This window comes from Streptomyces incanus (genome assembly GCF_042656345.1).
In the GTDB taxonomy this organism is placed as follows: domain Bacteria; phylum Actinomycetota; class Actinomycetes; order Streptomycetales; family Streptomycetaceae; genus Streptomyces; species Streptomyces incanus.
In genome coordinates, this window is sequence record NZ_JBHSPC010000100.1 from 61577 (window position 1) to 85648 (window position 24072).

Annotated in this window: 24 protein-coding genes and 2 pseudogenes; 13 read left to right on the plus strand and 13 right to left on the minus strand. The window is 71.6% G+C overall.

Features of this window, described 5'->3' with window-relative positions:
• Nucleotides 1-358 precede the first annotated feature (358 nt).
• Nucleotides 359-746, plus strand: a pseudogene (locus ACFP2V_RS28975) (TSUP family transporter); the annotation flags it as partial.
• Between the two features lie 172 nt (nucleotides 747-918).
• On the opposite strand, the gene ACFP2V_RS28980 reads toward ACFP2V_RS28975, so the two are convergent.
• Complete coding sequence (locus tag ACFP2V_RS28980; RefSeq protein WP_381218253.1) at nucleotides 919-2469, minus strand: IucA/IucC family protein; 1551 nt, start codon at nucleotides 2467-2469, stop codon at nucleotides 919-921.
• 123 nt (nucleotides 2470-2592) lie between these two features.
• Between ACFP2V_RS28980 and ACFP2V_RS28985 the strand changes: the two genes are divergently transcribed.
• From ACFP2V_RS28985 to ACFP2V_RS28995, 3 genes are read left to right on the plus strand one after another with little or no spacing between them, the layout of a single operon-like run.
• Nucleotides 2593-4116 carry an IucA/IucC family protein gene (locus ACFP2V_RS28985; protein ID WP_381218254.1) on the plus strand — a complete coding sequence of 508 codons (1524 nt, stop codon included), beginning with the start codon at nucleotides 2593-2595 and terminating at the stop codon, nucleotides 4114-4116.
• Nucleotides 4117-4175: 59 nt separating this feature from the next.
• The gene (locus ACFP2V_RS28990; protein ID WP_381218255.1) at nucleotides 4176-5447 is read left to right on the plus strand and encodes a VWA domain-containing protein; all 1272 of its coding nucleotides are present in this window, start codon (nucleotides 4176-4178) and stop codon (nucleotides 5445-5447) included.
• The gene (locus ACFP2V_RS28995) at nucleotides 5447-6280 is read left to right on the plus strand and encodes a hypothetical protein (RefSeq protein ID WP_381218256.1); all 834 of its coding nucleotides are present in this window, start codon (nucleotides 5447-5449) and stop codon (nucleotides 6278-6280) included. The genes ACFP2V_RS28990 and ACFP2V_RS28995 overlap by 1 nt, the downstream gene beginning before the upstream one ends.
• Nucleotides 6281-6565: 285 nt before the next feature.
• Here the strand turns inward: ACFP2V_RS28995 and ACFP2V_RS29000 are convergent, their stop codons facing one another.
• Complete coding sequence (locus tag ACFP2V_RS29000; protein ID WP_381218257.1) at nucleotides 6566-7219, minus strand: winged helix-turn-helix transcriptional regulator; 654 nt, start codon at nucleotides 7217-7219, stop codon at nucleotides 6566-6568.
• Between the two features lie 89 nt (nucleotides 7220-7308).
• On the opposite strand from ACFP2V_RS29000, the gene ACFP2V_RS29005 reads away from it, so the two are divergent.
• Together ACFP2V_RS29005 and ACFP2V_RS29010 are read left to right on the plus strand one after the other, a co-directional pair.
• Entirely contained in the window at nucleotides 7309-8517 is a 1209-nt protein-coding gene (locus ACFP2V_RS29005) for a pyridoxal phosphate-dependent aminotransferase (protein ID WP_381218258.1), read from the plus strand.
• Between the two features lie 44 nt (nucleotides 8518-8561).
• Nucleotides 8562-8888: a hypothetical protein gene (locus ACFP2V_RS29010; protein WP_381218259.1), complete on the plus strand. Its 327-nt coding sequence runs from the start codon at nucleotides 8562-8564 to the stop codon at nucleotides 8886-8888.
• Nucleotides 8889-9010: 122 nt separating this feature from the next.
• On the opposite strand, the gene ACFP2V_RS29015 is transcribed toward ACFP2V_RS29010, so the two are convergent.
• Nucleotides 9011-9181 carry a hypothetical protein gene (locus tag ACFP2V_RS29015; protein ID WP_381218260.1) on the minus strand — a complete coding sequence of 57 codons (171 nt, stop codon included), beginning with the start codon at nucleotides 9179-9181 and terminating at the stop codon, nucleotides 9011-9013.
• A gap of 242 nt (nucleotides 9182-9423) precedes the next feature.
• On the opposite strand from ACFP2V_RS29015, the gene ACFP2V_RS29020 reads away from it, so the two are divergent.
• Together ACFP2V_RS29020 and ACFP2V_RS29025 are read left to right on the plus strand one after the other, a co-directional pair.
• On the plus strand, nucleotides 9424-10251 hold the full coding sequence (locus ACFP2V_RS29020; RefSeq protein WP_381218261.1) for a helix-turn-helix domain-containing protein: 828 nt from the start codon (nucleotides 9424-9426) through the stop codon (nucleotides 10249-10251).
• Nucleotides 10251-10457, plus strand: coding sequence for a DUF397 domain-containing protein (locus tag ACFP2V_RS29025; protein ID WP_381218262.1), 207 nt, complete (start codon nucleotides 10251-10253; stop codon nucleotides 10455-10457). Before ACFP2V_RS29020 ends, ACFP2V_RS29025 begins: the two co-directional genes overlap by 1 nt.
• 208 nt (nucleotides 10458-10665) lie before the next feature.
• Here ACFP2V_RS29025 and ACFP2V_RS29030 read toward each other — a convergent pair whose 3' ends face one another.
• The gene (locus ACFP2V_RS29030) at nucleotides 10666-12006 is read right to left on the minus strand and encodes an MFS transporter (RefSeq protein ID WP_381218263.1); all 1341 of its coding nucleotides are present in this window, start codon (nucleotides 12004-12006) and stop codon (nucleotides 10666-10668) included.
• Nucleotides 12007-12294: 288 nt separating this feature from the next.
• Nucleotides 12295-13086, minus strand: a complete 792-nt coding sequence (locus ACFP2V_RS29035) for an IclR family transcriptional regulator (RefSeq protein ID WP_381218264.1) — start codon at nucleotides 13084-13086, stop codon at nucleotides 12295-12297.
• Nucleotides 13087-13224: 138 nt separating this feature from the next.
• Between ACFP2V_RS29035 and ACFP2V_RS29040 the strand changes: the two genes are divergently transcribed.
• From ACFP2V_RS29040 to ACFP2V_RS29055, 4 genes are all read left to right on the plus strand, one after another.
• Nucleotides 13225-13899 (plus strand): hypothetical protein, encoded by a 675-nt coding sequence (locus tag ACFP2V_RS29040; RefSeq protein WP_381218265.1) that lies wholly within the window; start codon nucleotides 13225-13227, stop codon nucleotides 13897-13899.
• Between the two features lie 59 nt (nucleotides 13900-13958).
• Nucleotides 13959-14381 (plus strand): acyl-CoA thioesterase, encoded by a 423-nt coding sequence (locus ACFP2V_RS29045; RefSeq protein ID WP_381218266.1) that lies wholly within the window; start codon nucleotides 13959-13961, stop codon nucleotides 14379-14381.
• A 393-nt stretch (nucleotides 14382-14774) separates the two neighbouring features.
• Nucleotides 14775-15656, plus strand: coding sequence for a lysozyme (locus ACFP2V_RS29050; RefSeq protein WP_381218267.1), 882 nt, complete (start codon nucleotides 14775-14777; stop codon nucleotides 15654-15656).
• Between the two features lie 212 nt (nucleotides 15657-15868).
• Nucleotides 15869-16543, plus strand: coding sequence for a peptidoglycan recognition protein family protein (locus ACFP2V_RS29055; RefSeq protein WP_381218268.1), 675 nt, complete (start codon nucleotides 15869-15871; stop codon nucleotides 16541-16543).
• An 82-nt stretch (nucleotides 16544-16625) separates the two neighbouring features.
• Here the strand turns inward: ACFP2V_RS29055 and ACFP2V_RS29060 are convergent, their stop codons facing one another.
• From ACFP2V_RS29060 to ACFP2V_RS29085, 6 genes are all read right to left on the minus strand, one after another.
• Complete coding sequence (locus ACFP2V_RS29060) at nucleotides 16626-18005, minus strand: 8-oxoguanine deaminase (RefSeq protein ID WP_381218269.1); 1380 nt, start codon at nucleotides 18003-18005, stop codon at nucleotides 16626-16628.
• A gap of 29 nt (nucleotides 18006-18034) precedes the next feature.
• Nucleotides 18035-18955, minus strand: a complete 921-nt coding sequence (gene pucL, locus ACFP2V_RS29065) for a factor-independent urate hydroxylase (protein WP_381218270.1) — start codon at nucleotides 18953-18955, stop codon at nucleotides 18035-18037.
• A gap of 5 nt (nucleotides 18956-18960) precedes the next feature.
• Entirely contained in the window at nucleotides 18961-19368 is a 408-nt protein-coding gene (uraH, locus tag ACFP2V_RS29070; protein ID WP_381218271.1) for a hydroxyisourate hydrolase, read from the minus strand.
• 13 nt (nucleotides 19369-19381) lie between these two features.
• Entirely contained in the window at nucleotides 19382-19909 is a 528-nt protein-coding gene (gene uraD / locus ACFP2V_RS29075) for a 2-oxo-4-hydroxy-4-carboxy-5-ureidoimidazoline decarboxylase (RefSeq protein WP_381218272.1), read from the minus strand.
• A gap of 191 nt (nucleotides 19910-20100) precedes the next feature.
• Nucleotides 20101-20469 carry a helix-turn-helix domain-containing protein gene (locus tag ACFP2V_RS29080; RefSeq protein WP_381218273.1) on the minus strand — a complete coding sequence of 123 codons (369 nt, stop codon included), beginning with the start codon at nucleotides 20467-20469 and terminating at the stop codon, nucleotides 20101-20103.
• Entirely contained in the window at nucleotides 20466-20717 is a 252-nt protein-coding gene (locus tag ACFP2V_RS29085) for a YkoF family thiamine-binding protein (protein ID WP_381218274.1), read from the minus strand. The genes ACFP2V_RS29080 and ACFP2V_RS29085 overlap by 4 nt, the downstream gene beginning before the upstream one ends.
• 707 nt (nucleotides 20718-21424) lie before the next feature.
• Here ACFP2V_RS29085 and ACFP2V_RS29090 point away from each other — a divergent pair.
• Entirely contained in the window at nucleotides 21425-23110 is a 1686-nt protein-coding gene (locus ACFP2V_RS29090) for a ribonuclease J (protein WP_381218275.1), read from the plus strand.
• A 308-nt stretch (nucleotides 23111-23418) separates the two neighbouring features.
• Here ACFP2V_RS29090 and ACFP2V_RS29095 read toward each other — a convergent pair.
• Together ACFP2V_RS29095 and ACFP2V_RS29100 are read right to left on the minus strand one after the other, a co-directional pair.
• Nucleotides 23419-23613: pseudogene (locus ACFP2V_RS29095) on the minus strand (CBS domain-containing protein); the annotation flags it as partial.
• A gap of 11 nt (nucleotides 23614-23624) precedes the next feature.
• Nucleotides 23625-24068 carry a universal stress protein gene (locus ACFP2V_RS29100; RefSeq protein WP_381218276.1) on the minus strand — a complete coding sequence of 148 codons (444 nt, stop codon included), beginning with the start codon at nucleotides 24066-24068 and terminating at the stop codon, nucleotides 23625-23627.
• Between the last annotated feature and the right edge of the window lie 4 nt (nucleotides 24069-24072).

The following is a 24072-nucleotide window of genomic DNA, read 5'->3' on the forward strand; positions in this document are numbered from 1 at the left end:
TTCAGGCCGTAGGCCTGGTAGATCGGGCCCGCGTTGTCGCCGGCGTGGTTCGTCGCGGCGCGGATGTCACGCCGGCGGCGCTGCAGCGTGGAGTCGCTGTGCAGCGCCGGGCCCCGGCGTGCAGGAACAGTTCGTCGACGGCGTCCACCGTGCGGGCCGGGCGATGCGGATGGCGGGGGACATGACCTGCAGTCCGTTCGCCGCCCGTCAGGCGTTCCACGAACGCTGCTGCACCGGCGCGCACCCGATCATCGGCCGGATCCTTTTCTCCAAGGCCCCGAAGACCCCGGAGGCCCGCGAGACGGAGGCCCTCGCCGGGCGATCTGACCCCGCCCGCGCCGGCCGACGCGGAGCGGATCGCCCGGCGGCCGGCGGCGGGAGCGGAGTGGTGCGGCCGGGCAGGGCCGCGGGGGCGGGGCTGGGCGCGCTGACCGGCCTGCTGGGGGTGGGGGGCGGCTTCCTCGCCGTACCGGCCCTGGTCAAGGCCCCGGCCTTCGAGGTACGGGCCGCCGTGGGCACCAGCCTGCTGGTCGTCACGACCACGTCGCCGGCCTCCCTGGCCACCCGCTCCGGCGCCGCCGTCTCTCTCGACTGGACGGTGGTCGGCCTTCATCGGGACCGCGGTGCTGGGTGCCTGGGACGGCAAACGCCTCGCCACCAGGATGTCCGGGGCCGGACTGCAGCGCCTGTTCGCCGTGGCGCTGCTGGGCGTGGCCGCCTTCATGCTCGCCGACGCGGCGACCTGACGTGATGGTCTGACGTGGTGACCTGACGCGGTGGCGACCTGACGCGGTCCGCGACGTCAGGCCAGCGACAGGAAGAGCTTCTCCAGCCGCGCCCGCATCCGGTCCCGGTCCCCGGCGGCCTGCTCGCCCCCGGCCCGGCCGCTTCGGGAGCACGGCCCGGCGCCGTACGCGGCTATGTCTCCGCCAGCGGGTTGGGGACCGGGCGGTAGCGGGCCGCCGCTCCGTCGGCGTCGGTCCAGCGCAGGAGAAGGTTGGTCTTGGCGGGGAGGGTGGGGGCGGTGAGGAGGGCCCGGGCCTCCGGGAAGGGGTGGCGGGAGAATTCCCGGCGGGCCGCGGGCCAGGGGGCGAAGCCCGGGTGGTGTTCGGTCAGGGCGGCGGCGATTTCTGTCAGGTGGTTGACGACGAGGCAGTACACCAGCCGTTCCCAGCCCGCCTCCCTGGTCACCTCCGACAGCAGTTTCACGCCCTCGGCGTCCCGGTACAGGGCCTGTACGGGCGTGCCATGGGCGTCGACAGCGATCAGGGTGTTCTGCAGATGGGCCTCGACGACGACTCCGTGCCGGGCGAAGGCGTTCAGTACCGGGGGAACGACCTGGGCCAGGTAGGCCTCCCACCAGGCGGCGGGGGCGGTGGTGGTGGCGAGCGGGTTGCCCTCGTAGTCCTCTCCCAGGGCTGCGGCGAGGTGCGGGGTCGTACCGGGCAGCAGGTGGCGGTGCAGGCCGTCGCGGACCAGTACGGCCAGTTCTTCGAAGGCGAAGTCCGCGGTGCGGTAACCGCGGTCGCTCAGCCAGGCCGCGGGGGCGTCAGGAGTGGCCGAGGCGGCGAACGCCTCGCTGGTGGCCCGGTCGGTCCGGCTCAGCCTCAGCAGGTCGTGGCGCCACAGGCGGCGGATGTCGTTGGTGATGCGCACGTCCAGGCTGAACTTCAGGAACAGGTCGTGTGCGGGCGTGTACACGGTGCGGATCGCGGCCGTGGGCCATGCCGGGAACGCGGTCGCGCCGAGCCCGATCAGGCGGCCGTCGGCGAACGCGGGGGCCAGGCTCCGGGCCGTCAGCTCCATCTGCCAGGGGTGGGCCGGCAGGAGGCGGTAGCCGGGCGGGGCAGTGCCCAACCGGTCCAGGGCCGCGGTGTCGCCCTCCTCCACCACCGCGTCCTCGCGCAGTCCCAGCAGCGTCAGCGGGAAGCGGGCGTACGCCTCCGGTGCGTACGGCAGCCAGCTCGCCACGGGGCCGGCGCCGCGCGCCTTGGGGGCGGGGTGGTGGGTGTGGCCGGTGAGCAGGGATTGCTCGGAGCGCAGGTAGGGGTCGGCGGGTGGGCCGGCGCCCGCTCGTGCGGCGAGCAGCGCGGCCACCGCGTCGCGGCTGTCGGTCATCTCGGTCGGCAGTTCCTGGTTGGGCACGCCGGTGTACCGGCGCAGCTCCTCGGCGACGAGTCCCACCAGTTCCGGGTGGCCGAGGCGACGCCACGTGCCGTCCTCCGCGCGTACCTCGGGTGCGGTGGGGCGCCGGGTGCCGTGGACCCGTAGCAGCCGGCCGGTGCCGAGCAGGCGGTATGTGCCAAGGGTTCGCCCGTCCCGGTCCTGCTCCGCGTGCGGCACCTGCTGCGCGATCTCGCGCAGCAGGCAGTTCAGCAGCGGGGCCGTCGCGTATGCGTCGGCTCGGGCGGCCAGGCGGGCGGTTTCGTGGGCGCGGGGTGCCGCGTCGTCGTCTGCGGGTGGGGGCATGAGGTCCACGCGTTCCACTGTTTCCCTACGGTCTGTCCGGACGAGGACGATCGGTACGTCCGCGTGTCCGCCACGGCCCGACTGTTCGTTCCGCAGCACCTTTCGTACCCGAGGAGCCCGCCTGTGCACCGCCCCCCCGCCGTCGAGGCCGAAATCGCCGACGAATTGGCCACCGTACGACCCGCGCTGGTGCCCCGGTACGCGGCAGCGCTGCCGGGGGCCCGCGCGGCCGTGCTGACCCGGCTCTGGCGTGGTCTCGCGCACGATCCCCTGCCGTGGGTCGTGCGCCGGGAGCCGGACCGTGACGGGCTCACGCTGCGGCTGACGGACGGTCGTCGGCTGCGCGGCCCGCGCCCGGATCCGTATGCGACCGCCGGGTACGTCACCGCCGTACGGCTGGACGAGGTGGCGTACGGCGATCCCGCGCGGTTGATGGGGGAACTCGCCGTACCGCACTCGGCTGAATTCTCCGCCGAACTCGCGCACAGCGTGGCCTCGTTGGCACTGTCCCGGGCAAACGTCCCGGAGGAGGAGAGGGGGGATGAGGCGGGCGGGCGGGGCCGGGGGTCGGACTGGGAGTGGGAGCAGCGGGTGGTCGACGGGCATCCGTTCCATCCCAACTGCCGTTCCCGGCCCGGGTTCTCGGTGGCCGAACAGCTGGCGTACGGGCCCGAGCATCGGCCTCTCGTGGAGTTGGCGCTGGTTCCGGTGCCGGCCGGGGACTGTCTGGTGACGGGGGCCTGGCCGCGGTGGCTGCGGGACGGGGGGCGGGTGGTGATCCCGGTGCATCCCTGGCAGGCGGCTCATGTGCTCGAGCGGGAGCCCGCGGGGCGGATGGCGGCGCATCCGCTGATGGCGCTGCGGACGCTCGCGCTGCCCGACGGGCCGCATGTGAAGACGGCGTTGAGTACGCGGCTGACGTCGTCGGTGCGGGACATCTCGCTCGGTTCGGTCGCCGCGTCCGCGGTGCTGTCGGAGTTCGGGGAGTCGATGGCGGCGCGGACCGGCGGGCTGTTGCACACCACCCGCACCCTGGGCGCCGCGGCGGCCGGCTCCCCCGATCTGGCCGCCGTGGTGCGCGAGTCGCCGCAGGAGTACGCGGCGGCCGGGGAGTGGGTGGTGCCGGTGGCGGCCCTGGCGGCGACCGGGCTGCCCCGCTCCCCCGCCTGGGCGGCCCGGTTCGCGCGGCTTGCCCTGACGGTGGGGCTGCGCCTGCTCGAACTGGGCGTGGCGTTGGAGGCGCACGGACAGAACCTTCTGGTGGTGCTGTCGCCTGACGGGGAGCCGGTGCGGCTCGTCTACCGTGATCTGGCCGACCTGCGGATCAGCCCCGCGCGGCTCGCACGACACGGCATCCCCGTGCCCGAACTGCCCGCCCGGATGGTGACGGACGACGAACGGGCCCTGCGGCGCAAGTTGTTCGGCTCGCTGGTGGCGGGTGCGCTGGCCGGTACGACGGGTTCCGGCCCGGCGCTGCGGGCCGTGCTGGAGAGCGTCGTACGGGATCTGCCGCGCACCCCGGACCTGGCGGCGCTGTGCGGTGATCCGCTGCCCGCGAAGGCGCTGACGTGGATGCGGCTTTCACCACGGACGGCCGGGGACGAATGGGCGGAACTACCCAATCCCCTTCAAGACGAGCCCCTGTAGGGCCCGCCCTGGAGCCCCCGCTTTTGGAGCAAGGCGTCCCTGATCAATAGGATCCGCCGATGATCAGAAGAAAATGGCCGGCAGCAGGCGTCGGTGTCCTGCTCGCCGCTCTGACGGCGGGGCTCGCCTTCCCGTCCGCGGCGGCCGCCGGTGAACCCACGGGCCAGGACGCACCCCAGGTCGACCTCGTCCTCGATGTCAGCGGCTCGATGCGGACCCGGGACATCGACGGGCAGTCCCGGATGGCCGCGGCGAAGCAGGCGTTCAACGAGGTGCTGGACGCGACGCCGGAGGAGGTCGAGCTGGGGATCCGCACCCTCGGCGCCAACTACCCCGGCGACGACAAGAAGGAGGGCTGCAAGGACACCGCGCAGCTCTATCCGGTCGGCCCGCTGGACCGCACGGAGGCCAAGACGGCGGTGGCCACGCTGAACCCGACCGGCTGGACCCCGATCGGCCCCGCCCTGTTGAAGGCGGCCGGCGACTTCAAGGGCGGCAACGGTTCCAAGCGCATCGTGCTGATCAGTGACGGCGAGGACACCTGCGCCCCGCTCGACCCGTGCGAGGTGGCCCGGGAGATCGCGGCCAAGGGCATCGGCCTGACCATCGACACCCTGGGCCTGGTGCCGAACGCCAAGCTGAGCCGGCAGCTCAGCTGCATCGCCGAGGCAACCGGCGGCACCTACACCTCGGTCGAGCACCAGGACGAACTCACCGACCGTGTCAATGAGTTGGTGGACCGCGCAGCCGAGCCGGTAGTGACCCCGGTCGCGACCGAGGGTGCCGCGTCCTGCGCGAAGGCGCCCACGCTGGATTCCGGTCTCTACACGGACCGCGAGGAGTTCGGGCAGCAGCGCTGGTACCGCGTGGACGTGCTGCCGGGCCAGGAACTGCGCGCCTCGGTGAGTGTGGCGGCGGACCGGGCGGTGAACCCGGACTACGGCGTGCTGCTGCGGGCCGTCACGGTGCACAACCGGGAGATCGTCCGCGGCGAGGCCGCGGGCAACGGCCGTACGGACGTCCTGTCCACCGGCCTGCGCTACCCGAAGCCCGAACGGGACGGCGACGGCGACGGGCAGGCCGCCGAGACGGTGTGCCTGGCGGTGACCAACTCGTTCTCGCCGGGCTCCGGTGTGAAGACCACGCCCGGCCTGCCGCTGGAACTGACCATCGATGTCGTGGAGGGCCCGGACGGGTCGAGCGACGTGGCCTCCTTCGGCCTGGGCCGGGGCTGGTGGCTGCTCGGCACGTTGGTTCTCGCCGGCTTCCTCGCCGGTCTCGTCTGGGGCTGGCTGTCACGCTGGCGGCTCGCGGTCTGGAGGACCAGCTGATGCGTATCACCCGCTTGTTGGGCGCCGCCCTGCTGACGTTCGGGCTGGCGGCTGCTGCCGTGGCCCCCGCCGCGGCCGACTCCACCCCCTCTCCCGGCGCGTCGTCCAAGGACAGTGCCGGACCGACCCGCGCGGGCACCTCGTTCCGTACCGCGACGGAGTTCGAGCAGGGGCAGACGGCCACGGCGCGTGCGTCCGTGGGCGACTACCTGTACTGGTCGTTCCCGGCTAGCACGGGGCAACGTCCCACCGTCGAGGCGTCGGTGAAGCTGCCCGAGACGCACGCCGCCGAGACCTGGCGGATCGACGTGTACGACGGTCTGCGCCGCCGGCAGGCCTGCCAGTACGGCGCCCAGACCCGCTCCGCGGCGGCCGACGCGGCCTCCGTGGAGCTGAAGTGCGTGCTGCGCACGGTCCGCGCCTGGTCGGAGCCGTGGGCCAACGACCCCCTGCCGGGCACGTACTACGTCCGGCTCACGGCGGTGAACCTCTCGGCGTCCGACCTGGGCCAGCCGGTGGACATCGAAGTCCGGTCGAACTCCAAGGAGATGGGCGGCGCAGCGGCGGTCGACGGCTCGCTCGCGGAGCCGCTGGTACCGGGTATCGCGCTGCAGAACGCCGCGGACGACCAGGACAGCGACGGCGACGAGAACGACTCGCCGACCGCCGTACTGGCCGACCTCAAGCCCGAGGACGGCTGGACCTCGGGCTGGTGGTCGAGCCGTTGGGTGTGGACCGCGGTGGGCGGTGCGCTGGCCGCGCTGGCCGGAGTCGCCGGCTACCGGCTGACGCGGGGAACGGGACGGCCGTCCCGGGTGCCGCCGGGCGCGTGACACCCGGCGGGGCGTCCGAGGGGACGCCCGGCACGTGACGCTCCCAGGAGGCCCGCCTTGTGCGGGCCTCCTCCCGTTCACGGCCGCGCCTCCCGTTCACGGCCGCGCCTCCCGTTCACGGCCGCGCCTCCCCTTCGCGGCCGCGCCCCCCGTTCACAGCCGCGCCTCCCGTTCACAGCCGCACTTCCCCTTCGCGGCCGCACTTCCCCTTCACAGCCGCGCCTCCCCTTCACGGCCGCACTTCCCCTTCACGGCCGCACTTCCCCTTCGCGGCCGCACTTCCCCTCACGCCTCCCTCAGCACCTTGGCGAGCGTGCCGTCGCCGCTCACCACGACCCGCCCGTCGCGTACCGCGTCGGCGACGGTCGACTCCCCGCGGCTGATCGCCGTACAGGTGCCGGTGTCGAGGACCAGCGTGGCGTCGGGTTCGCCGGGAGCGGGTCCGTCACCGTAGACCGGCCCGCCCTCGGCGCCGACGCGCAGGTGGAACTTCCCCTCCTCCAGCCTGACTTCGACCAGGCCGCCCCCACCCGCGCCCTCCCCCACGTCCACGGCGTCCAGGGCGCGCAGCAGAGGCAGCGCGAACCAGTGCGCCCGCACCGCGTCGGTGGGCCGCCGCTCTCCCAGCGACGCCTGCCCCCACGCGCCGAGCGCTTGCAGCACGGGCAGCAACGCGCGTCCCCGGCCGGTGAGTTCGTACACGTAGGCCGCACCGGGCGGGGGCAGCCTGCGCCGGGTGGTCAGCCCTTCGCGTTCCATGTCCTTCAGCCGTGAGGCCAGTACGTCCGTGCTGACGCCGGGGAGGTCCGCGTGCAGGTCGGTGTAGCGTCGCGGGCCGGCGAGGAGCTCGCGGACGATCAGCAGGGTCCAGCGGTCACCGACGGCGTCGAGCGCGCGGGCGGCGGAACAGTACTGGTCGTAGCTTCGGCGAGGTGACATGCGACGCAGTGTAGACAAGGTGTTGGACTTTCCAAGTGGTCACTTGGTAAAACCAAGCAACACGAGAACGGCGTGAGGGGAAGCGGCGCATGGAGTTCCGGCAGTCGAGCAAGCTCAGCGAGGTCTGTTACGAGATCCGCGGCCCGGTCATCGAGCACGCGAACGCGCTGGAGGAGGCGGGGCACAGTGTGCTGCGCCTGAACACCGGCAATCCGGCCCTGTTCGGCTTCGAGGCGCCGGAGGAGATCCTCCAGGACATGATCAGGATGCTGCCGCGGGCGCACGGCTACACCGACTCGCGGGGCGTCCTCTCCGCCCGCCGTGCGGTGGCCCAGCGCTACCAGGCCCTGGGCATGGAGGTCGACGTCGACGACGTCTTCCTCGGCAACGGCGTGTCCGAACTGGTGTCGATGGCCGTCACGGCACTGCTGGAGGACGGTGACGAAGTCCTCATCCCCGCCCCCGACTTCCCCCTCTGGACGGCGGTGACCACCCTCGCGGGCGGCAAGGCGGTCCACTACCTGTGCGACGAACAGGCCGACTGGTACCCGGACCTGGACGACATGGCGTCTAAGATCACGGACCGTACGAAGGCCGTGGTCATCATCAACCCCAACAACCCGACCGGCGCGGTCTATCCGAAGGAGATCGTCGAGGGCATCCTCGATCTGGCCCGCCGGCACGGCCTGATGGTCCTCGCCGACGAGATCTACGACCAGATCCTCTACGACGACGCCGTGCACCACTCGGCCGCCGCGCTCGCCCCCGACCTGGTCGTCCTCACCTTCTGCGGGCTGTCGAAGACGTACCGCGTGGCGGGCTTCCGCTCCGGCTGGCTGGTGGTCACGGGCCCCAAGCAGCACGCGAAGAACTACCTGGAGGGCCTGACCATGCTGGCCTCCATGCGCCTGTGCGCCAACGCGCCCGCCCAGTACGCCATCCAGGCCGCGCTCGGCGGCCGCCAGTCCATCCACGAGCTGACCGCCCCCGGCGGCCGGCTGCATGAACAGCGGGACACGGCCTGGCGGATGCTCAACGACATCCCCGGCGTGAGCTGCGTCAAACCCAAGGGCGCCCTGTACGCGTTCCCCCGCATCGATCCGGCGGTCCACAAGATCCACGACGACGAGAAGTTCGTCCTCGACCTGCTCCTGCGGGAGAAGATCCAGGTGGTCCAGGGCACCGGCTTCAACTGGCCCACCACCGACCACTTCCGCATCCTGACCCTCCCCCACGCGGACGTCCTGGAGACGGCGATCGGCCGGATCGGGCGCTTCCTGAGCGGATACCGGCAGTAGGGCACGCGGGAACCGCCGACGGAACGACCGCGTCGGATCAAGGTATGAGAGACGAAAGACAGGGCTGTGCGGGCATCTTCCTGGCGGCCGTGGGCGCCGTGGTCGCGGTGCTCGCCTGGGCGCCGCGGGCACGGGTCAGCGTCGACGGCGGGTTCGAGGGCATGCACCGGGACCTGAGCGTCCTCTACGTCGACCTCCCGCTCATCGCCGCCGGCGGCGCGCTCGTCCCGCTCGCCGCCTGGCTGCTCACCCTGCGTGCGCTGCGCCGCCCCTGGCTCGCGGCCGTGATCGCGGCGAGCGCCCTCGCCCTCGGGATCTGGGGCCTGCTCAGCTGGTGGACGCCCTACCAGCAAACCGAGTTCATGGGTTAGGCGCCCCTGCGGGGGACGCGGGAGGGCGAGGTCCCGGCGAGGTCCTCGCCATCTCGCCCCAGGACGGCCTCGCCCCACACCGACTGCCTTCGCGGCCCTTTCCGGTCGGCGACGGCTCACAGCTAGCTGACGCCCGTCAGTTCCTCGGCCACCGCCCAGCGCCGCCCGCCCACGGCCGGATCGGCCGCCTCCCGGCTGAGTCGGGCCTCGGTGACCCGGCCGCGCGTTTCCCCGAATCCGGACGGTCCGAAGAACTGGCCGCCCCGCACACCGGGGTCGGTCGCGGCGCGCAACCGGGGCAGCGCGCCCCGCTCCACCGGCTGCGTGACCAGCAGGCCGGCCCCGCGCGATCACCTGCCCGGGCCGGTCGCGGTGCTCCCCGGCACGCGGAGTCAGGTGGGTGCTGGTGAGACCGGTGCGGCCCCACAGCACGACGTCACCGCACGCCCGCTGTACGGCTCTGTCCGGGCCGCGACGCGTGACGCCCCGCACCGGCGGCGAGTTGAGCACGAGTGGCACATGGAGGTGCAAGGACATGAGCGTGGAACCTTACGGCGCGGACGAGGAGTCGGCGGCCGTTCTGCGGACCGTCGGGCGGGTCATCAAGATGTGCCGGGAGCGGGAGGGCATGACCCAGGCCGGTCTCGGAACGGCCATCAGGTACAGCGAGGAGCAGGTGTCGTCCGTCGAGCGCGGACGACGGGCGCCGACGGAGTCCTTCCTCGACGCGGCGGACCGAGTGTTGGAAGCGGGCGGCCTGATCTCGGGGCTGAAGAATGATGTGGAGAAGGCACGGTTTCCGAAGAAGGTACGGGACTTGGCCAAGCTGGAGGACGAGGCGGTCGAGCTATGCGCCTACGCGAATCACGTCGTGCACGGCTTGCTCCAGACGCCGGAATACGCACGGGCCATCTATGGCATGCGGCGGCCTCCGTACACCGAGGATCATGTGGACGGGCTCGTCGAGGCCCGCTTGGCGCGACAGAAGATCTTCGACCAGCAGTCTGCTCCCGTCTTCAGCTTTGTCCAGGAAGAAGTGACGCTGCGCCGCCCGCTCGGGGGCAGAATGGTGATGCGGAAGCAGCTCGAACGCCTGTTGCAGGTCGGTCGGCGGCGAAACGTGGAGATCCAGGTGCTGCCCACGGATCGCGAGGACCACGCTGGACTCGCAGGGGCGCTGCAACTGCTGCGGCTGAAGGAGGGGGTCACCGTGAGCCACATCGAGGTCCAGCTGATCAATCGGCTGATCTCCGATCCCAAAGAGGTCCAAGTCCTCGAAATCCGCTATGGCATCATCCGGGCCCAGGCCCTCACACCCCGTGAGTCGCTGGCCTTCATCGAGAAAGTGCTGGGAGAGACCTGATGACCAACCGCCCGTCCGGGAACGGTCCCGCGCTGGAGTGGTTCAAGAGCAGTTACAGCACGAACGATGGCCCCGAGTGCGTCGAGATCGCCTTTGCCCCCGAAACCATCCACGTCCGGGACTCGAAGCACATACGCGGTCCCCGCCTGACCTTCGCCCCCCAGCAGTGGGCCGCCTTCCTGCCGTACGCCTCCGGACGCCGGTGACCCGACCACTTCCGCATTCCCCAAGCGGAGGACCTGGAGGCGGCGATCGGTCGCATCGGCCGCTTCCTGAGCGGATACCGGCAGTAGCGCGGCCGGGCGCGGCTTACCCTACGGTCCGGCCGGGTCTTCGGCGGTGAGGCTCCTCCCACCCGACGAGGACGCCCCGCCTCCTGCTGGAGACGGGGCGTCGCGCTTCGCGGCGGGGGTGTCAGGCCCGGCGGTGGGGGATGGCGAGGAGGGCCGCGGCGCTCAGGGCGGCGGCTGCGGCGAAGACGTAGAAGACCGTGGTCGGGCCGAGAGAGGCCGTCAGGATCCAGCCGCCGAGCAGCGGCGCCACGATCGCGCCGCCGCGCCCGAAGCCCGAGACGTAGCCGAGGGCCGTGGCCCGGATCGAGGCCGGGTAGCTGGACGCCACCCAGTCGTTGAGCACGGTCAGGGACGAATGGGCACCGACACCGGCGAGCGCGGTCAGACAGAGGACCACGACGGTGTTGCCGCCCAACGACAGGCCGACGACGGCGACTGCGGAGAGCGCCGCACTGCCGATGGTGACGAAGCGCGGGCCGATCCGGTCGGCGACGGCGGCGATGGCGAACGAGCCGATCACGGCACCCAGATTAAGCACGAGCGTGAACTGCAGTGCCGAGCCGAGCGGGTAGTCCATCTCGCGCATCAGCTGGGTCAGCCAGGTGTTCAGGCCGTACCAGGCCAGGAGCACCGCGAAGTTGGCGACGACGAACAGCACGGTGGTGCGGGCGCGGCCGTCCGACAGCACGGAGCGGGCCGGTGAGGGGTTCTTCGCCTCGGCCGTCGGCCCGCCGGACGCGAGGCCTCCGCCGGACGCGGGGCTGCCGACGGACACCGTCGAGGGAGTGGCTCGGGGGTCGGGGGCGCCGGCCGCTCCGGGCCGCGAGTCCGGCAGCAGGGCGTACGCGCTGGCGAACACCAGAGTCGACAGCGCCGCGCCGACACCGAACAGGCCGCGCCAGCCGAGGGAATCGCCCCACGCGGCGGCGGTGAGCGCGGCGAGCACACCGCCGACCGGAACGCCCGCGAGGACGATGGTCGCCACCAGCGCGGAGCGCCCGCGCGGCGCGTACTCCTTCGCGAGGGCCACGCAGGACGGCATCACACCGCCCATGCCGATGCCGGCGAGCAGCCGGAAGAGACCGAACTGCCAGGGCGTGGCGGCGACGACACAGCCGACGGTGAACAGGGTGAAGATCACTCCCGACGCCAGCACGAGCCGACGCCTGCCGAGACGGTCGGCGAGCGGCCCGCAGACGATGGCGCCGATGAGCATGCCCATGTAGACGAGGCTGCCGAGAGTTCCGGCGAGGGACTTGTCGAGGCCCAGATTCGAGTCGGCGAGCATCGACGGCATCGCCACGCCGTAGACGATGAGGTCGAACCCCTCGACCGTGATCGCCGCCGTGCACAGGGCGACGACCGCACGGGTCAGGGCGCGGGTGCGACGGTCCGTCGGGTCCGGAGCGGGGGGCCGGGCGGAAGCGCGGGCGGGAGCGGGTGCTTGAACATCAGTGGTCATGCGGCCACGTCCTGTCGCGGAGAGGTGGGGGGAAAGGAAGCCGGGCGGGCCGCGATGCGGAGCACCGACACGGTGGGCGGCTCCGCAGACCCCGGTGTCCTCCCGGCGACAAGCGAATGACCCATCGGTGACCAGAATGGAAGCAGCCCTGTTACGCAGAGAGCAATGAAACTGTCCAGTAGTTCCGCTCTGCGGTACAGGGCGGAGCATTTCTTTGCACTACGGGCCTGCCGCCGTATCCTGCCTCCCCGCTTCGGCCGCGTGCGTGCGAGGACACCGGCCGCCGGCTCAGAGTGCCGCCTCCATGCGGCGTACCGCCTCCCCCAGCACAGCGGCCGCATCGCCGAGGCGGGCGCGGGTGAAGCGCAGCGAAGGGGCCGAGACGATCATCGCCGCCACGGCGCGGCCGCCCGGCTCCCGCACGGCGGCGCCCACCGCGGAGATGCCGCGCTCGGTACCTCCGATATTGACGGCGTAGCCCCGCCTGCGGACGGTCTCGAGCGTGCGGTGCAGTGTCTCGGGGTCGGTGTCCGCCTGCGCGGTGCGCCGGGTGCCGTAGATGTCGGCGAGTTCGGAGACGCCCAGGTCGGCGAGGAGTGCCTTGCCGCCGGCGGAGAGGTGCGCGGGCAGGCTCACGCCCGTGCGGCTGCCGACGCGCAGCGCGTGCGTTCCCTCGATGCTGTGCAGGATGCGCGCCTCGGCCCCGGCCCGGACCGCCAGGTGCACCGTCTCACCGAGCTGTCCGTTGAGCCACAGCAGGTGCGGCCGGGCGGTTTCCACGAGGTCGTACTCGGAGCGCTGGGACATCCCCAGGCGGTAGAGCGTGGGGCCGGGCCGGTACACCTTGTCGGCGCCCTGCACCGCGAAGCCGCGACCGCGCAGGGTGGAGAGCAGGCGATGGGCCGTGGACCTGGCCACACCCAGCTCGTCGGCGGCCTCGCTCAGCCGCACGCGCCCCTGCGTGCGGAGCAGGAGCAGCAGGGAGAGGGCGTTCTCCACGGATTCCAGGCCTTGCGCGGGCTTGCCGCCCGCGCTCCCCGGTTTCGCTCCGGGCCGCGACGTACGATCTGAGTTCTCCACAGCGGAATTCTACGGCCGGCTCATGGAGCGGCACGTATCGCGCCGAAGCTCCGGACGCCGGGAGTGTCGGTGTTCGGTCGTAGTCTTCGAAAGGGCCGGAAAGGCCGGCCGGGCGGTCGGGGACCGGGGGTGGGTGCGGTGACGAGAGCGTTGGGCGCGGGGCTGCGGCGGGTGGTGCAGGCGGCCGATCCGGTCAGCGGGCGGCTCAAGGGGACCGAGGCCCAGCTTGCGGGGCTGGTCAAGCGAGGGCTCGCGTTCCGGCACCCCCGTGCGCCGCACGGTCATTTCCTGACGCCGGCGGGGCACCGGATACGGGAGGGGGAGGACGACGCGGAGGGGAAGAGCGGCCCGGAGCCGGAGGTCGGGGCCTCCGGTAGCAGGGCCTCCGGCAGCGGGACCTCCGGCGGAGTCTTCGCCGCTCGGGTCGGCGGGGAGAAGGGTGCGGCCGAGGGCGGGGCCGCACGCGTACGTGAGGTGCGGAGTGCGTGGCAGGGACTGCTGGAGCTGCGGCGCATGTCGCATACGGACGGTGCCACCGACCGGCCCTGCGGCTGGGAGCGCGGCCATCTGGTGCAGGCCGCCGCGCTCGCCCTGGAGGCTGCCGGACACCGTCCCGCCGGAGAGGACACCGAGGCGGGCGGGTACCGGGTGCGGGAGACGCCGCAGCCGGAGGCGGTAGCCGTCCACGAGCCGGACGGCGAGGCGCTGCGGGCCTGCGCGGCCACCCTGGAGGAGGCCGGCTGGCAGGTCGGGGAGTACACGGAGCCCAGGACGCGGGCGCGTTATGTGCTGGCCTCTCCGCGGCGCGTATGAGGGCGCGTGCCAGGATCGGTGGTGAGTGCAGCGAATCGAGCAGGTGCGAAGGGGACGCAGTGAGCGAGCCGTTTTCCGTCCGGGTGACCGTGCGCGGATACGAGACCGATGTGCAGGGCCACCTCAACCAGGCGGTGTACCTCAATTACGCGGAGCACGCGCGCTGGGCGCTGCTCCATGAAGCGGGGATCACCCAGTCCGTGCTCGCCGCACGGGGCGTGGGACCGGTCGCCCTGGAGACGACCATCCGCTACAAGCGCGAACTGCTCGCCGGCGACGAGGTCGACGTGAGCTGCGCCTTCGCCTGGAGCACCGGCAAGACGTTCCGCATCGAGCAGGTCATCACCAAGGCGGACGGCACGGTCTCGGCCGAGATCACGGCGGTCGGCGGCGTGCTGGACCTCAAGCTGCGCAAGCTGGTGCCGAGCCCGCAGGACATCTTCCGGGAGCTGGCCGAGGAACCGGGCCTGTTCGGGCTGTAGGACCCTCGGAACCAACGGGTTCCGGCAAACCGACCGACGGCATGGTGGCCGTACCGGGAGTTCAACTCCCGGTACGGCCACACGTCGTTCCGGTCGGAGCCGGCCTCCGTGTCAAAGGTGTCGGGTCGGCCTCGTCGCCGCAGGCCGCTCGTGGCGCAAAGGCCTCTTCCGCTTTCACCCGGTGAAAGTTTCCGCCGCGGGGACGGCAACGCCGCTGGCCGTCCGGACCGCCACTGGACCAGACCTCCAGCGGCGGCCGGAAGCTCTTTACAGGCACGGAATCTACGTGCGTAAACTCGTGACGCGCGCACGTCAAAAAGCACGGATCCGCCCAAGGTGGCACCGGCCGACGTCACCTCCTCTCTCATCCCCACATGTGCACAGGAGGCAGCCATGTCCTCGTTCCCCCACCGCTTGACCGGCCCTCGCAGACGGATCGCCACGGCGCTCGGAGTCCTCGGCGCCGCACTCGCCCTGACCGTGACCTCCGCCCCCGGTGCCACCGCCGCACCCCGGCCCGCCCCGGACCGCACCGACATCACCCCGGGCAACGCCTACATGGGTGTGGGCGCCCGGATCCACGACGACGTCCCCGCCGAAGAGCCGTCGATGGGCGTCATGGCCCCGACCGACGGCGTCCAGGGCATCGACGTCTCGCACTGGCAGGGCGCCATCAACTGGACCTCGGTGCGCAATTCGGGCATCCAGTTCGCCTGGATGAAGGCGACCGAGGGCACCGGCCACAAGGACCCGAGCTTCAACACCAACTATCCCGCCGCCCACAACGCCGGCGTCATCCGCGGCGCGTACCACTTCGCACTCCCCAACGCCTCCAACGGCGCGACCCAGGCGAACTACTTCGCCTCCAGCGGCGGTGGCTGGTCGCGCGACAACCTGACGCTCCCCGGTGTCCTGGACATCGAGCACAACCCTTACGGGGCGATGTGCTACGGCCTGTCCACCACTCAGATGCGCACCTGGATCGACGACTTCCACACCACGTACAAGTCGCGCACCGGGCGAGACGCGGTGATCTACACGACCGCGAGCTGGTGGAACACCTGCACCGGCAACTGGACCGGCATGTCCGCCAAGAGCCCGCTGTGGGTGGCGCACTGGACCACCACCTCGCCGACCCTCCCGAGCGGTTTCCCGACCTGGACGGTGTGGCAGTACACCAGCACCGGCTCGGTCGGCGGCGTCGCCGGCACCGTGGACCGCAACCAGTTCAACGGCTCGCGGGACCGGCTCCTGGCCCTCGCCAACAACACGTGACCCCAACCGGCGCGACCCGTACGGAAAGCGCGGGCTGACACCCCCTCGCCACGTCGGTCGCGACGCATCCCGAACGTCCGAGCACGTCAGTACCTCAGCACGCCCGCACGTCCGCACCTCAGCACGTCCGAGCACGTGAACACGCGGTGGAGCCGACGACCGATCCCGTCGGCTCCACCGTTTCCCCCCACCCCCTCCTCCAAGGAGTGCTCGTGAACGCCGAGAACGCGCTCCGGCGCCGCCTCCTGCTCGCCGGGGCGGCCGGCCTGGCCGCCGTCGCCGCGCTGCCGGGCGCCGCCCGCGCGCAGAGCTCCGCCCGTACACAGGGCACCGGGGTCATCGAGCCGGACATCGACACCACCGCGGCCTGGGGCGCCCGTTCCCCGCGGGGAACCATCAGCCGGCTCTCGTACCGGCCGAGCCGGATCATCGTCCACCACACGGTGAGCGCCAACACCACGAACTTCTCCCGCGCGCAGGCCCACACCCACGCCCACTGGGTCCAGGACCTGCACATGGACGACAACGGGTGGGTCGACACCGGCTACCACTTCCTGGTCAGCCGGGGCGGCTGGGTCACCGAGGGGAGGCACGGCAGCCTTCAGGCCCTCGCGGGCGGGACCGGTTTCGTCCTCGGCGCCCACACCTCCGGACAGAACAACCAGGCCATGGGGATCGCCAATGAGGGCTCGTACCAGGCGGGCGCGACACCACCGCAGGCGCAGTGGGAGGTCCTGGTCACGCTGTGCGCGTACACCTGCGCGCGCTACGGCATCCCCGCCACGCGGCTCTACGGCCACAAGGACTACGGCGACACCCTCTGCCCCGGGGTCTTCCACGACATGCTGCCCCGGCTGCGCGACGAGGTGGGGGCGGCCCTGGCGTGAGACGGAGTCCGTCATGGGCCTCACGGGCCCGCCCGGCACACTTCGGTCGGGCCCGTTCGGCGTTCCGGACCCGCGGTCGCGGTCAGTCCCGCGCCGCGATCGCGGCCAGCCGCCGGGCCTGCGCGCGGGTGGTGCGGGCGATCTCGTCCTCGTCGGCCGTGCGCAGCCGGTCGTCCTCCACGATCTGCCGGCCGTTCACGAACGACACCGTGACCGGTGCCGCCGCCCCGAGGACCAGCGCGGCCACCGGGTCGGCGATGGAGGCATGGGCGAGGGTGTCCATCCGCCACAGCACCAGGTCGGCGAGCTTGCCCGGCTCCAGTGAGCCGATCTCCGCTGCCCGGCCCAGGACCTGGGCTCCTCCGTAGGTCCCCAGACGCAGTACCTGACGGGCCGTCAGGGCAGCCTCGCGGTGTGGGCCGAGGCGGTTGACGAGCAGGGCGTTGCGCAGTTCGGTGTGCAGTTCGCCGGACTCGTTGGACGCGGTGCCGTCCACGCCGAGGCCGACCGGAGCGCCGGCCGCCAGCAGGTCGGGGACGCGGGCGATCCCGGCGGCGAGGCGGGCGTTGGAGGAGGGGCAGTGGGCGACGCCCGTCCTCGTCCGGGCGAAGGCGGCGATGTCGGAGTCGTTCATGTGGACGCAGTGCGCCATCCACACGTCCTCGCCGAGCCAGCCGGTGGACTCGAAGTAGTCGGTCGGGCCCATCCCGAACAGTTCGTGGCAGAACTTCTCCTCCTCCACCGTCTCCGACCCGTGCGTGTGCAGTCGTACGCCGAGACTGCGCGCCAACCGCGCTCCCTGTCGCATCAGTTCGGTGGAGACGGAGAACGGGGAGCAGGGTGCCACGGCGACCTGGGTCATGGCGTCGAAGGAGGTGTCGTGGTGTTGCCGGACGGTCTCCTCGGTCGCGGCGAGGGCGCCGTCGAGCGTCTCGACGGCGAAGTCCGGGGGCAGTCCGCCGTCCTTCTCGCTGCGGTCCATCGAACCGCGAGCCAGGGTGAAGCGCACGCCCATGTCGCGGGCGGCGCGGATGACGGCGCCGGACAGGTCACCGGAGCCGCGCGGGAACACATAGTGGTGGTCCATGGTGGTGGTGACACCGCCGCGGGCCATCATCGCGAGGGAGCCCCGGGCGGCGGCGTGCACCATGGGCTCGTCGATGCGCGCCCAGGTCGGGTACAGCGCGACGAGCCAGTCGAACAGGTTGTGGTCGGTGGCCAGGCCCCGGGTGATCCACTGGTAGAAGTGGTGGTGGGTGTTGACCAGGCCGGGCGTCGCCAGATGCCCGGTGGCGTCGATGCGGCGGACGACGTTCTCCAGGCCCTCGGGGGCCCTGCCCGCGCCGAGCGACTCGATGCGGTTGCCGGCGAGGACGAGGTACCCGGAGGCGTACTCGGTGTCCTGCGCGTCGACGGTCGCGATCGCGCAGTTCTCGATGACGATGCGCTGGACTGCTTCCATGGGTTCGTCTCTCCACGTCGTTCTCGTGCTCAGAGGTTGGTGAGATCCGCCGGTATGAGCGCCTCGCAGCCGTCGCGCAGGATCGTGGCCTCTATCAGGCCGTAGGGGCGGTCGGCGGCGAAGTACACGGCGCCGTCCGCGCCGTCGTTGTCGAGTCCGAAGGGTTCCAGGTCCACCTGGAAGTGGTGGCTGTTGGGGAGGGAGAAGCGCACCTCGTCCATTTCCTCACGGTGCTCGATGATCTGCGCGCCCATCCGGTACATCGTCTGCTGGAGGGACAGGGAGTAGGTCTCGGCGAAGGCCTGGAGCAGGTGCTGCCTGGTCCGCTCGTAGGACGTCTCCCAGTCGGGCATCGGCTGTGCGTCGTCGGTCCAGTTGAACCGCCATCGGGCGGCGATCGAGGTGGCGAGGACGCGGTCCCGGGTCTCCTTCAGGGTCGTGTACCTGTCCTTGACGAAGCCGTGGAACTCGGAGTCGGTGGAGTTCAGCACCGTCAGGTCCTTCAGGCCCGAGACGACCTCCCACCGCTCTCCGTCGTAGGTGACCTGCGTCAGCCGGGTCTCCTGGCCCTTGCGGACGAAGGAGTGTGCGCCGTGCTCCCGCTGGTGGGTGCCGGAGGTCGCGATCCTGTCCCAGGCGTACTCCTCGACGCGGATGCGGGCCCGGTGGATGGGTTCCTGGGAGGTGACGAAGTGCCGGGCGAGGTGGATGCCGAACTGCTCGGCGGACTCGATGCCGTACTCCTTGGCGAAGGCGAACACCGTGTTCTTGGTGGTGTCGGTCGGCAGGACGTTGGCGTTGGAGCCGGAGTGGTGGACGTCCTCCATGTCGCCGGAGAGGGCGACGGAGACGTTCAGGTCCTTGATGTGATGGGTGGCGCCGTCCCGCGTGATCCTGACGACGCGGTTCTCCGCCTTGCCGTACTGGTTCTGGCCGAGAATCGTGGGCATGTCTGCTAGCTCCCTCGGTATACGGAGTAGCCGAACGGGTTGAGCAGCAGCGGTACGTGGTAGTGCTCGCCCGGTACGACGGCGAACGTGATCGCCACCTCCGGGAAGAACACTCCGGTGCCGCTGTCCCGATGCGCGGGGGCGTCCTGCTGGGCCGCGGCTCGCCTGTCGGTGGGATGTGGCTCGAAGTACGGCTCCACGGCGAAGTCGAGCCGTACGTGGGTGGTGCCCTCCGGCAGCGCAGGGAGGTCCTTGCACCGCCCGTCCGCGTCGGTCGCGGATCCGCCGAGCGCCTGCCAGCGCGCCTGCCGGCCCGAGCGGGCGGAGAGCTGGACAGCGATGTCCCGAGCGGGGCGGCCGACGCTGGTGTCCAGGATGTGCGTGGAGACGGAGGCGGTGGTCTCGGTGCTCATGCGGGCACTGCTCCTAGAGAGGTCGGGGCCGTCGGTCCGCTTCGACGAGCCGGGCCAGGCGGATGCGGTTGATCCTCCCCAGTTCGGTGCGGACGGTCTCGCGTTCCCGCTCCGGCGTGTTGCCGATGCGCTCCCTGGCCGCGTCGCGCATCTGCTCGCCGGTCCGGCCGGTGGCACAGACGAGGAACACATGGCCGAACTTCTCCTGATAGGCGAGGTTCAGCTCGAGCATCTCCGCCTTGAGCCGGTCCGACGCGGAGGCCATGCCACTCTGCTCCCGCGCCGAGGCCGGGTCACCGGGCCGGGGTCCGCCGATCGGCGGATGCCCGGCCATCGCCTCGTCGAGGTCCGCCGCGGTCAGCACGCTCGTGGCGGCGTCGGCGGCGGCGTACAGATCACCGGCGGTCGTGTACGGGCGGCCGGCGAGCAGCCGCCGGGCCCACGCGGTGGAGGCGCACACCTCGTGGAGGGCGGCGAGGGCCGCGTGCTCCTCCAGGACGTTGAAGCGGGCCAGGCCCTGCGGCGTGGAAGCGGACGTCACGGAAACCTCCCCCGGCCGGGACCGACCCTCCTGCGGAACGGGCGTGCGAACAGCTAACGCCGCCCCGGGCCGCTACGTCAACAGTTTGTTGAAGAACGGGAGGGCTGGGCGGCCCTCGCAGACCGGCCGCAAGCCCGTCTGCCCCCCTCAGGAACCAGGCAGAAGCTCACCGGAAGCCCTTCAGGGGGCCTTCAGGAGCCCTTCTCCCGGTTGAGGTAGTTGTAGACGGTGAAGCGGCTGACGCCGAGCGCGCCCGCCACCGTCTCGACACCGTGCCGGACGGTGAAGGCGCCGCGCGCCTCCAGGCTCCGCACGATCTCCTGCTTGGCCCTGCGGTCCAGGTCGGCGAGGGGTCTGCCGTGCCGGCGTTCCAGCGCGGCGAGGATGTGCTCGAGGGAGTCGGCGAGCCGGGGCAGGCGCACGGCGACGGCGTCGGTGCCCTCCCAGGCGAGGACGATGTCGTCAGGACCGGCCTCGTCGGGCGGGAGCAGCCGCCCGCCCATGGCGTCGACGAGCGGCTTGACGGCGGCGATGAACGGCTCGTCCGCCCCGCCGCTCATCCCTCGGCCTCCGCGACCACGTTGACCTGGAGCGAGACCCGGGTCGCGCCGGCCTCCAGGCTTCGGCGCAGCAGGGCGTCCACGGCGGCGAGGACCACGTCGGCACCGCCCTCCGCGGTGTTCCCGAACGGCCCGACGTCCACCGAGTCCAGCGCGGCCCCCTCCACGACCTCCCGGGCCACCACCGCATGCGCGGGCGCCTCGTCCAGATCGAAGGGCTCGGTCGTGAACTCCACTCTCAATCGCATTGCACTCCCCGAACGCGCCCTTGACCTGCACTTTTACCCAGATCACCCATCGCGAGGGCACATCAGGGCACAACAGGGACGCATCAGTCGCCTGCTTCACAGCCGCGACGCGCCCCGGACCAATCAATTTCACTGGGACGGAGCCGCTTCGTCCGCCACGAGGGGACCCTAACCGACCAGGGCGTCCCTCCGCCCTGCACGTGCCCGGGCCGCCCGCGCAACGCCATGGCCCCATAGCTGGTCGTCCTGCATCCGGCCGCCCCGTCGAGCGCGCACCGGTCCGTCGGCTCCGAGCATCTGCCCGCGGTCATCGCAACGCCTGGCCCACAGACGGAAACCGGGTCGGAATCCCGGCAGGAGCCGGTCCCACCACCGGCGTCACCGCGCCCCCTGGGCCGTCAAACGGACAGGTCGCGTGCGGGGGGAGCAGCTCCCAGTACGTCCGAACCGTCATGACGGCGGCTCCGGTCGGCCCGGTGTGGTGTCCATGGCCGTGTGCGGGGACCTGGCCAACAGGACAGCGAGTGCGGCGGCGATCGGCAGGGCGGCGAGGACGACGAGTGCCGGGCGGGCCTGCGTGGACCGGGCGGTGGAGCGAGGGCGACGACGGCGTCCAGCAGCAGCCGTACGCCGAGGTCGGAGACTGCGGCACCGAAGAACACGGACGTGGAGCGGCCCGCCGGGAACGCCTCCGCTAACGTCAAGGTATGAGCCATCCGCACCCCGAACTCAAAGCCGCCCCGCCACTGCCCGAAGGAGGGCTGAGGGTCACCGCCTTGGGCGGCCTGGGCGAAATCGGCCGCAACATGACCGTCTTCGAGCACGCCGGCAAGCTGCTCGTCGTGGACTGCGGGGTGCTGTTCCCCGAGGAGACGCAGCCCGGAGTGGACGTGATCCTGCCCGACTTCACGTCGATCAGGGACCGTCTGGACGACATCGCAGCCGTCGTCCTGACCCACGGGCACGAGGACCATATCGGGGGCGTGCCCTATCTGCTGCGTGAGCGGTCCGACATTCCCGTCGTCGGGTCGAAGCTGACGCTGGCGTTCTTGGAGGCCAAGCTCAAGGAGCACGGCATCCGGCCGCGCACGGTACGGGTGAAGGAGGGCGACCGGCGGGGCTTCGGCCCCTTCGACTGCGAGTTCGTCGCGGTCAACCACTCCATCCCGGACAGCCTCGCCGTGGCGATCCGTACCGGCGCCGGGCTGGTGCTGCACACCGGTGACTTCAAGATGGACCAGTTCCCCCTCGACGACCGCATCACCGACCTGCGCGCCTTCGCCCGCCTGGGCGAGGAGGGTGTGGATCTGTTCCTCACCGACTCGACCAACGCCGAAGTGCCCGGCTTCACCACCTCCGAGCGGGAACTGAATCCGGCGATCGAGCAGGTGATGCGTACCGCGCCCCGGCGGGTCATCGTCTCCAGCTTCGCCAGCCATGTGCACCGCATCCAGCAGGTCCTGGACGCCGCCCACCAGCACGGCCGCAAGGTGGCGTTCGTGGGCCGCTCGATGGTCCGCAACATGGGCATCGCCCGCGAGCTGGGTTACCTGAAGATCCCCTCCGGCCTGGTCGTGAGCACGAGGGAACTGGAGAAGCTCCCCGACCACCGGATCACCCTGGTGTGCACCGGATCGCAGGGCGAACCGATGGCCGCGCTGTCGCGGATGGCCAACCGCGACCACCAGATCCGCATCGGCGAGGGCGACACCGTCCTGCTCGCCAGCTCCCTCATCCCCGGCAACGAGAACGCCATCTACCGGGTGATCAACGGGCTGACCCGGTGGGGCGCCCACGTCGTCCACAAGGGCAACGCCAAGGTGCACGTCTCCGGGCACGCCAGCGCCGGCGAACTCGTCTACTGCTACAACATCGTCAAGCCCCGCAACGTCATGCCCGTCCACGGCGAGTGGCGCCACCTGCGGGCCAACGCCGACCTCGCCATCCGCACCGGAGTCGCCCCTGAGCGGGTCGTCGTCGCCGAGGACGGGGTGGTCGTGGACCTCGTCGACGGGCGCGCGTCCATCACCGGCAAGGTGCCCGCGGGCAACGTCTACGTGGACGGCATGGAGGTCGGCGGCGCAACCGAGGCATCCCTCAAGGACCGCCTCACCCTGGCCGAGGAAGGCGTGGTCACGGTCGTGGCGATCGTGGACGCCGACACCGGCGCGCTGGCCGAGGCACCCGACTTCCTGGCCCGCGGCTTCGTCCACGACGAGACCACGTTCGAACCCGTCGTCCCCGTCATCGAGAAGACGCTGGCCACCGCCGCCGAGGAGGGCGTCGGCGACGCGCACCAGCTCGAACAGCTCGTCGCCCGCGCCGTGGCCAATTGGGCGTTCCGCACCTACCGCCGCAAACCCCTCATCATCCCCGTCATCATCGACGCCTGACCGGACCGCACCCCGTATCACCCCGGGCGCGGACTGCCGGGCGCCACCTCAGCGGCACCCCTGTGCCCGACGGACATCAGAAAGTTGACATCCTCCACCTCTTAAAAGAGGGGGATTCCAACCCGGGTGGGTCGAGGTTCACGGGCGCTCGAACGGCTGGTGGCCGCTGTCGCCCCTCCGGCACCGGCTGCACGCCGGGGACGGGGGATCCCGCCCTGTCCTGCCACTCCGTGATCAGCGGCAGGCAGGGCGGCCGGTCCGTCTGCCTGTCGGTGGCCACCGGTGAGTCGTCCGGTCATCACGCACCGGGCCTGGCGCGTCATCAGGTCCGTCTCCGAGATGACACCGATGACCTGCTCGTCCTCGTCGACCACGGGCAGCCCGCTGATCCGGTGCCCGGCCGGCAGGCGTACGACCTCTTCGAACGGGGTGCCGTACTCGGCCCGGACGACCGCGGCGTTCCGGTGACCCGGGGCCCTGTACCGCCCCGAGCCGCAGGTCACTGCTTCGGGGGTCACTGCTTCTCGGAGCGCACGATCACCACCGGGCAGCTCGCGTGCTGGGACACGTGCTGGCTGACGGAGCCGAGCAGGGCGCGCGCGAATCCGCCTCTGCCCCGGCTGCCGACAACCAGGACCTCGGCTCCTTCGGCGGCCCGCAGCAGGACGTCGGCGGGATTGCCGTGCACCACATGGCTCCGGACCGAGCCGGCCGTGTCCGCGCCAAGCACGTTGGTCAGCTCCCGGCTCATCTTCTGCCGGGTCTCCTCCTCGTCGACGTCCATGTCCACGGCGGGCGCCGACCAGCCGTACAGACCCGGCAGCTCCCACACCGCGATCGCGTCCACGGTGCCTCCGACGAGACCGGCGTAGCGCACGGCCCACCGCAGGGCCTCGTACGAGGACTGCGACCCGTCGACACCGACCACCACCCGGCGCTCGGAGGCGTCCTTGTCCATACGT

Bases quoted from the DNA above. Each gene is read 5' to 3' on its own strand.
- uraH (WP_381218271.1), bottom strand. From the start codon at position 19,368: ATGAGCACCGAGACCACCGCCTCCGTCTCCACGCACATCCTGGACACC.
- ACFP2V_RS29020 (WP_381218261.1), top strand. From the start codon at position 9,424: ATGAGCGTGGAACCTTACGGCGCGGACGAGGAGTCGGCGGCCGTTCTG.
- ACFP2V_RS29090 (WP_381218275.1), top strand. From the start codon at position 21,425: ATGAGCCATCCGCACCCCGAACTCAAAGCCGCCCCGCCACTGCCCGAA.
- ACFP2V_RS29100 (WP_381218276.1), bottom strand. From the start codon at position 24,068: ATGGACAAGGACGCCTCCGAGCGCCGGGTGGTGGTCGGTGTCGACGGG.
- ACFP2V_RS29085 (WP_381218274.1), bottom strand. From the start codon at position 20,717: ATGCGATTGAGAGTGGAGTTCACGACCGAGCCCTTCGATCTGGACGAG.
- ACFP2V_RS29005 (WP_381218258.1), top strand. From the start codon at position 7,309: ATGGAGTTCCGGCAGTCGAGCAAGCTCAGCGAGGTCTGTTACGAGATC.
- ACFP2V_RS29060 (WP_381218269.1), bottom strand. From the start codon at position 18,005: ATGGAAGCAGTCCAGCGCATCGTCATCGAGAACTGCGCGATCGCGACC.
- ACFP2V_RS29000 (WP_381218257.1), bottom strand. From the start codon at position 7,219: ATGTCACCTCGCCGAAGCTACGACCAGTACTGTTCCGCCGCCCGCGCG.
- ACFP2V_RS28980 (WP_381218253.1), bottom strand. From the start codon at position 2,469: ATGCCCCCACCCGCAGACGACGACGCGGCACCCCGCGCCCACGAAACC.
- ACFP2V_RS28995 (WP_381218256.1), top strand. From the start codon at position 5,447: ATGCGTATCACCCGCTTGTTGGGCGCCGCCCTGCTGACGTTCGGGCTG.
- ACFP2V_RS29010 (WP_381218259.1), top strand. From the start codon at position 8,562: ATGAGAGACGAAAGACAGGGCTGTGCGGGCATCTTCCTGGCGGCCGTG.
- ACFP2V_RS28990 (WP_381218255.1), top strand. From the start codon at position 4,176: ATGATCAGAAGAAAATGGCCGGCAGCAGGCGTCGGTGTCCTGCTCGCC.
- ACFP2V_RS29025 (WP_381218262.1), top strand. From the start codon at position 10,251: ATGACCAACCGCCCGTCCGGGAACGGTCCCGCGCTGGAGTGGTTCAAG.
- ACFP2V_RS29050 (WP_381218267.1), top strand. From the start codon at position 14,775: ATGTCCTCGTTCCCCCACCGCTTGACCGGCCCTCGCAGACGGATCGCC.
- ACFP2V_RS29030 (WP_381218263.1), bottom strand. From the start codon at position 12,006: ATGACCACTGATGTTCAAGCACCCGCTCCCGCCCGCGCTTCCGCCCGG.
- pucL (WP_381218270.1), bottom strand. From the start codon at position 18,955: ATGCCCACGATTCTCGGCCAGAACCAGTACGGCAAGGCGGAGAACCGC.
- ACFP2V_RS29080 (WP_381218273.1), bottom strand. From the start codon at position 20,469: ATGAGCGGCGGGGCGGACGAGCCGTTCATCGCCGCCGTCAAGCCGCTC.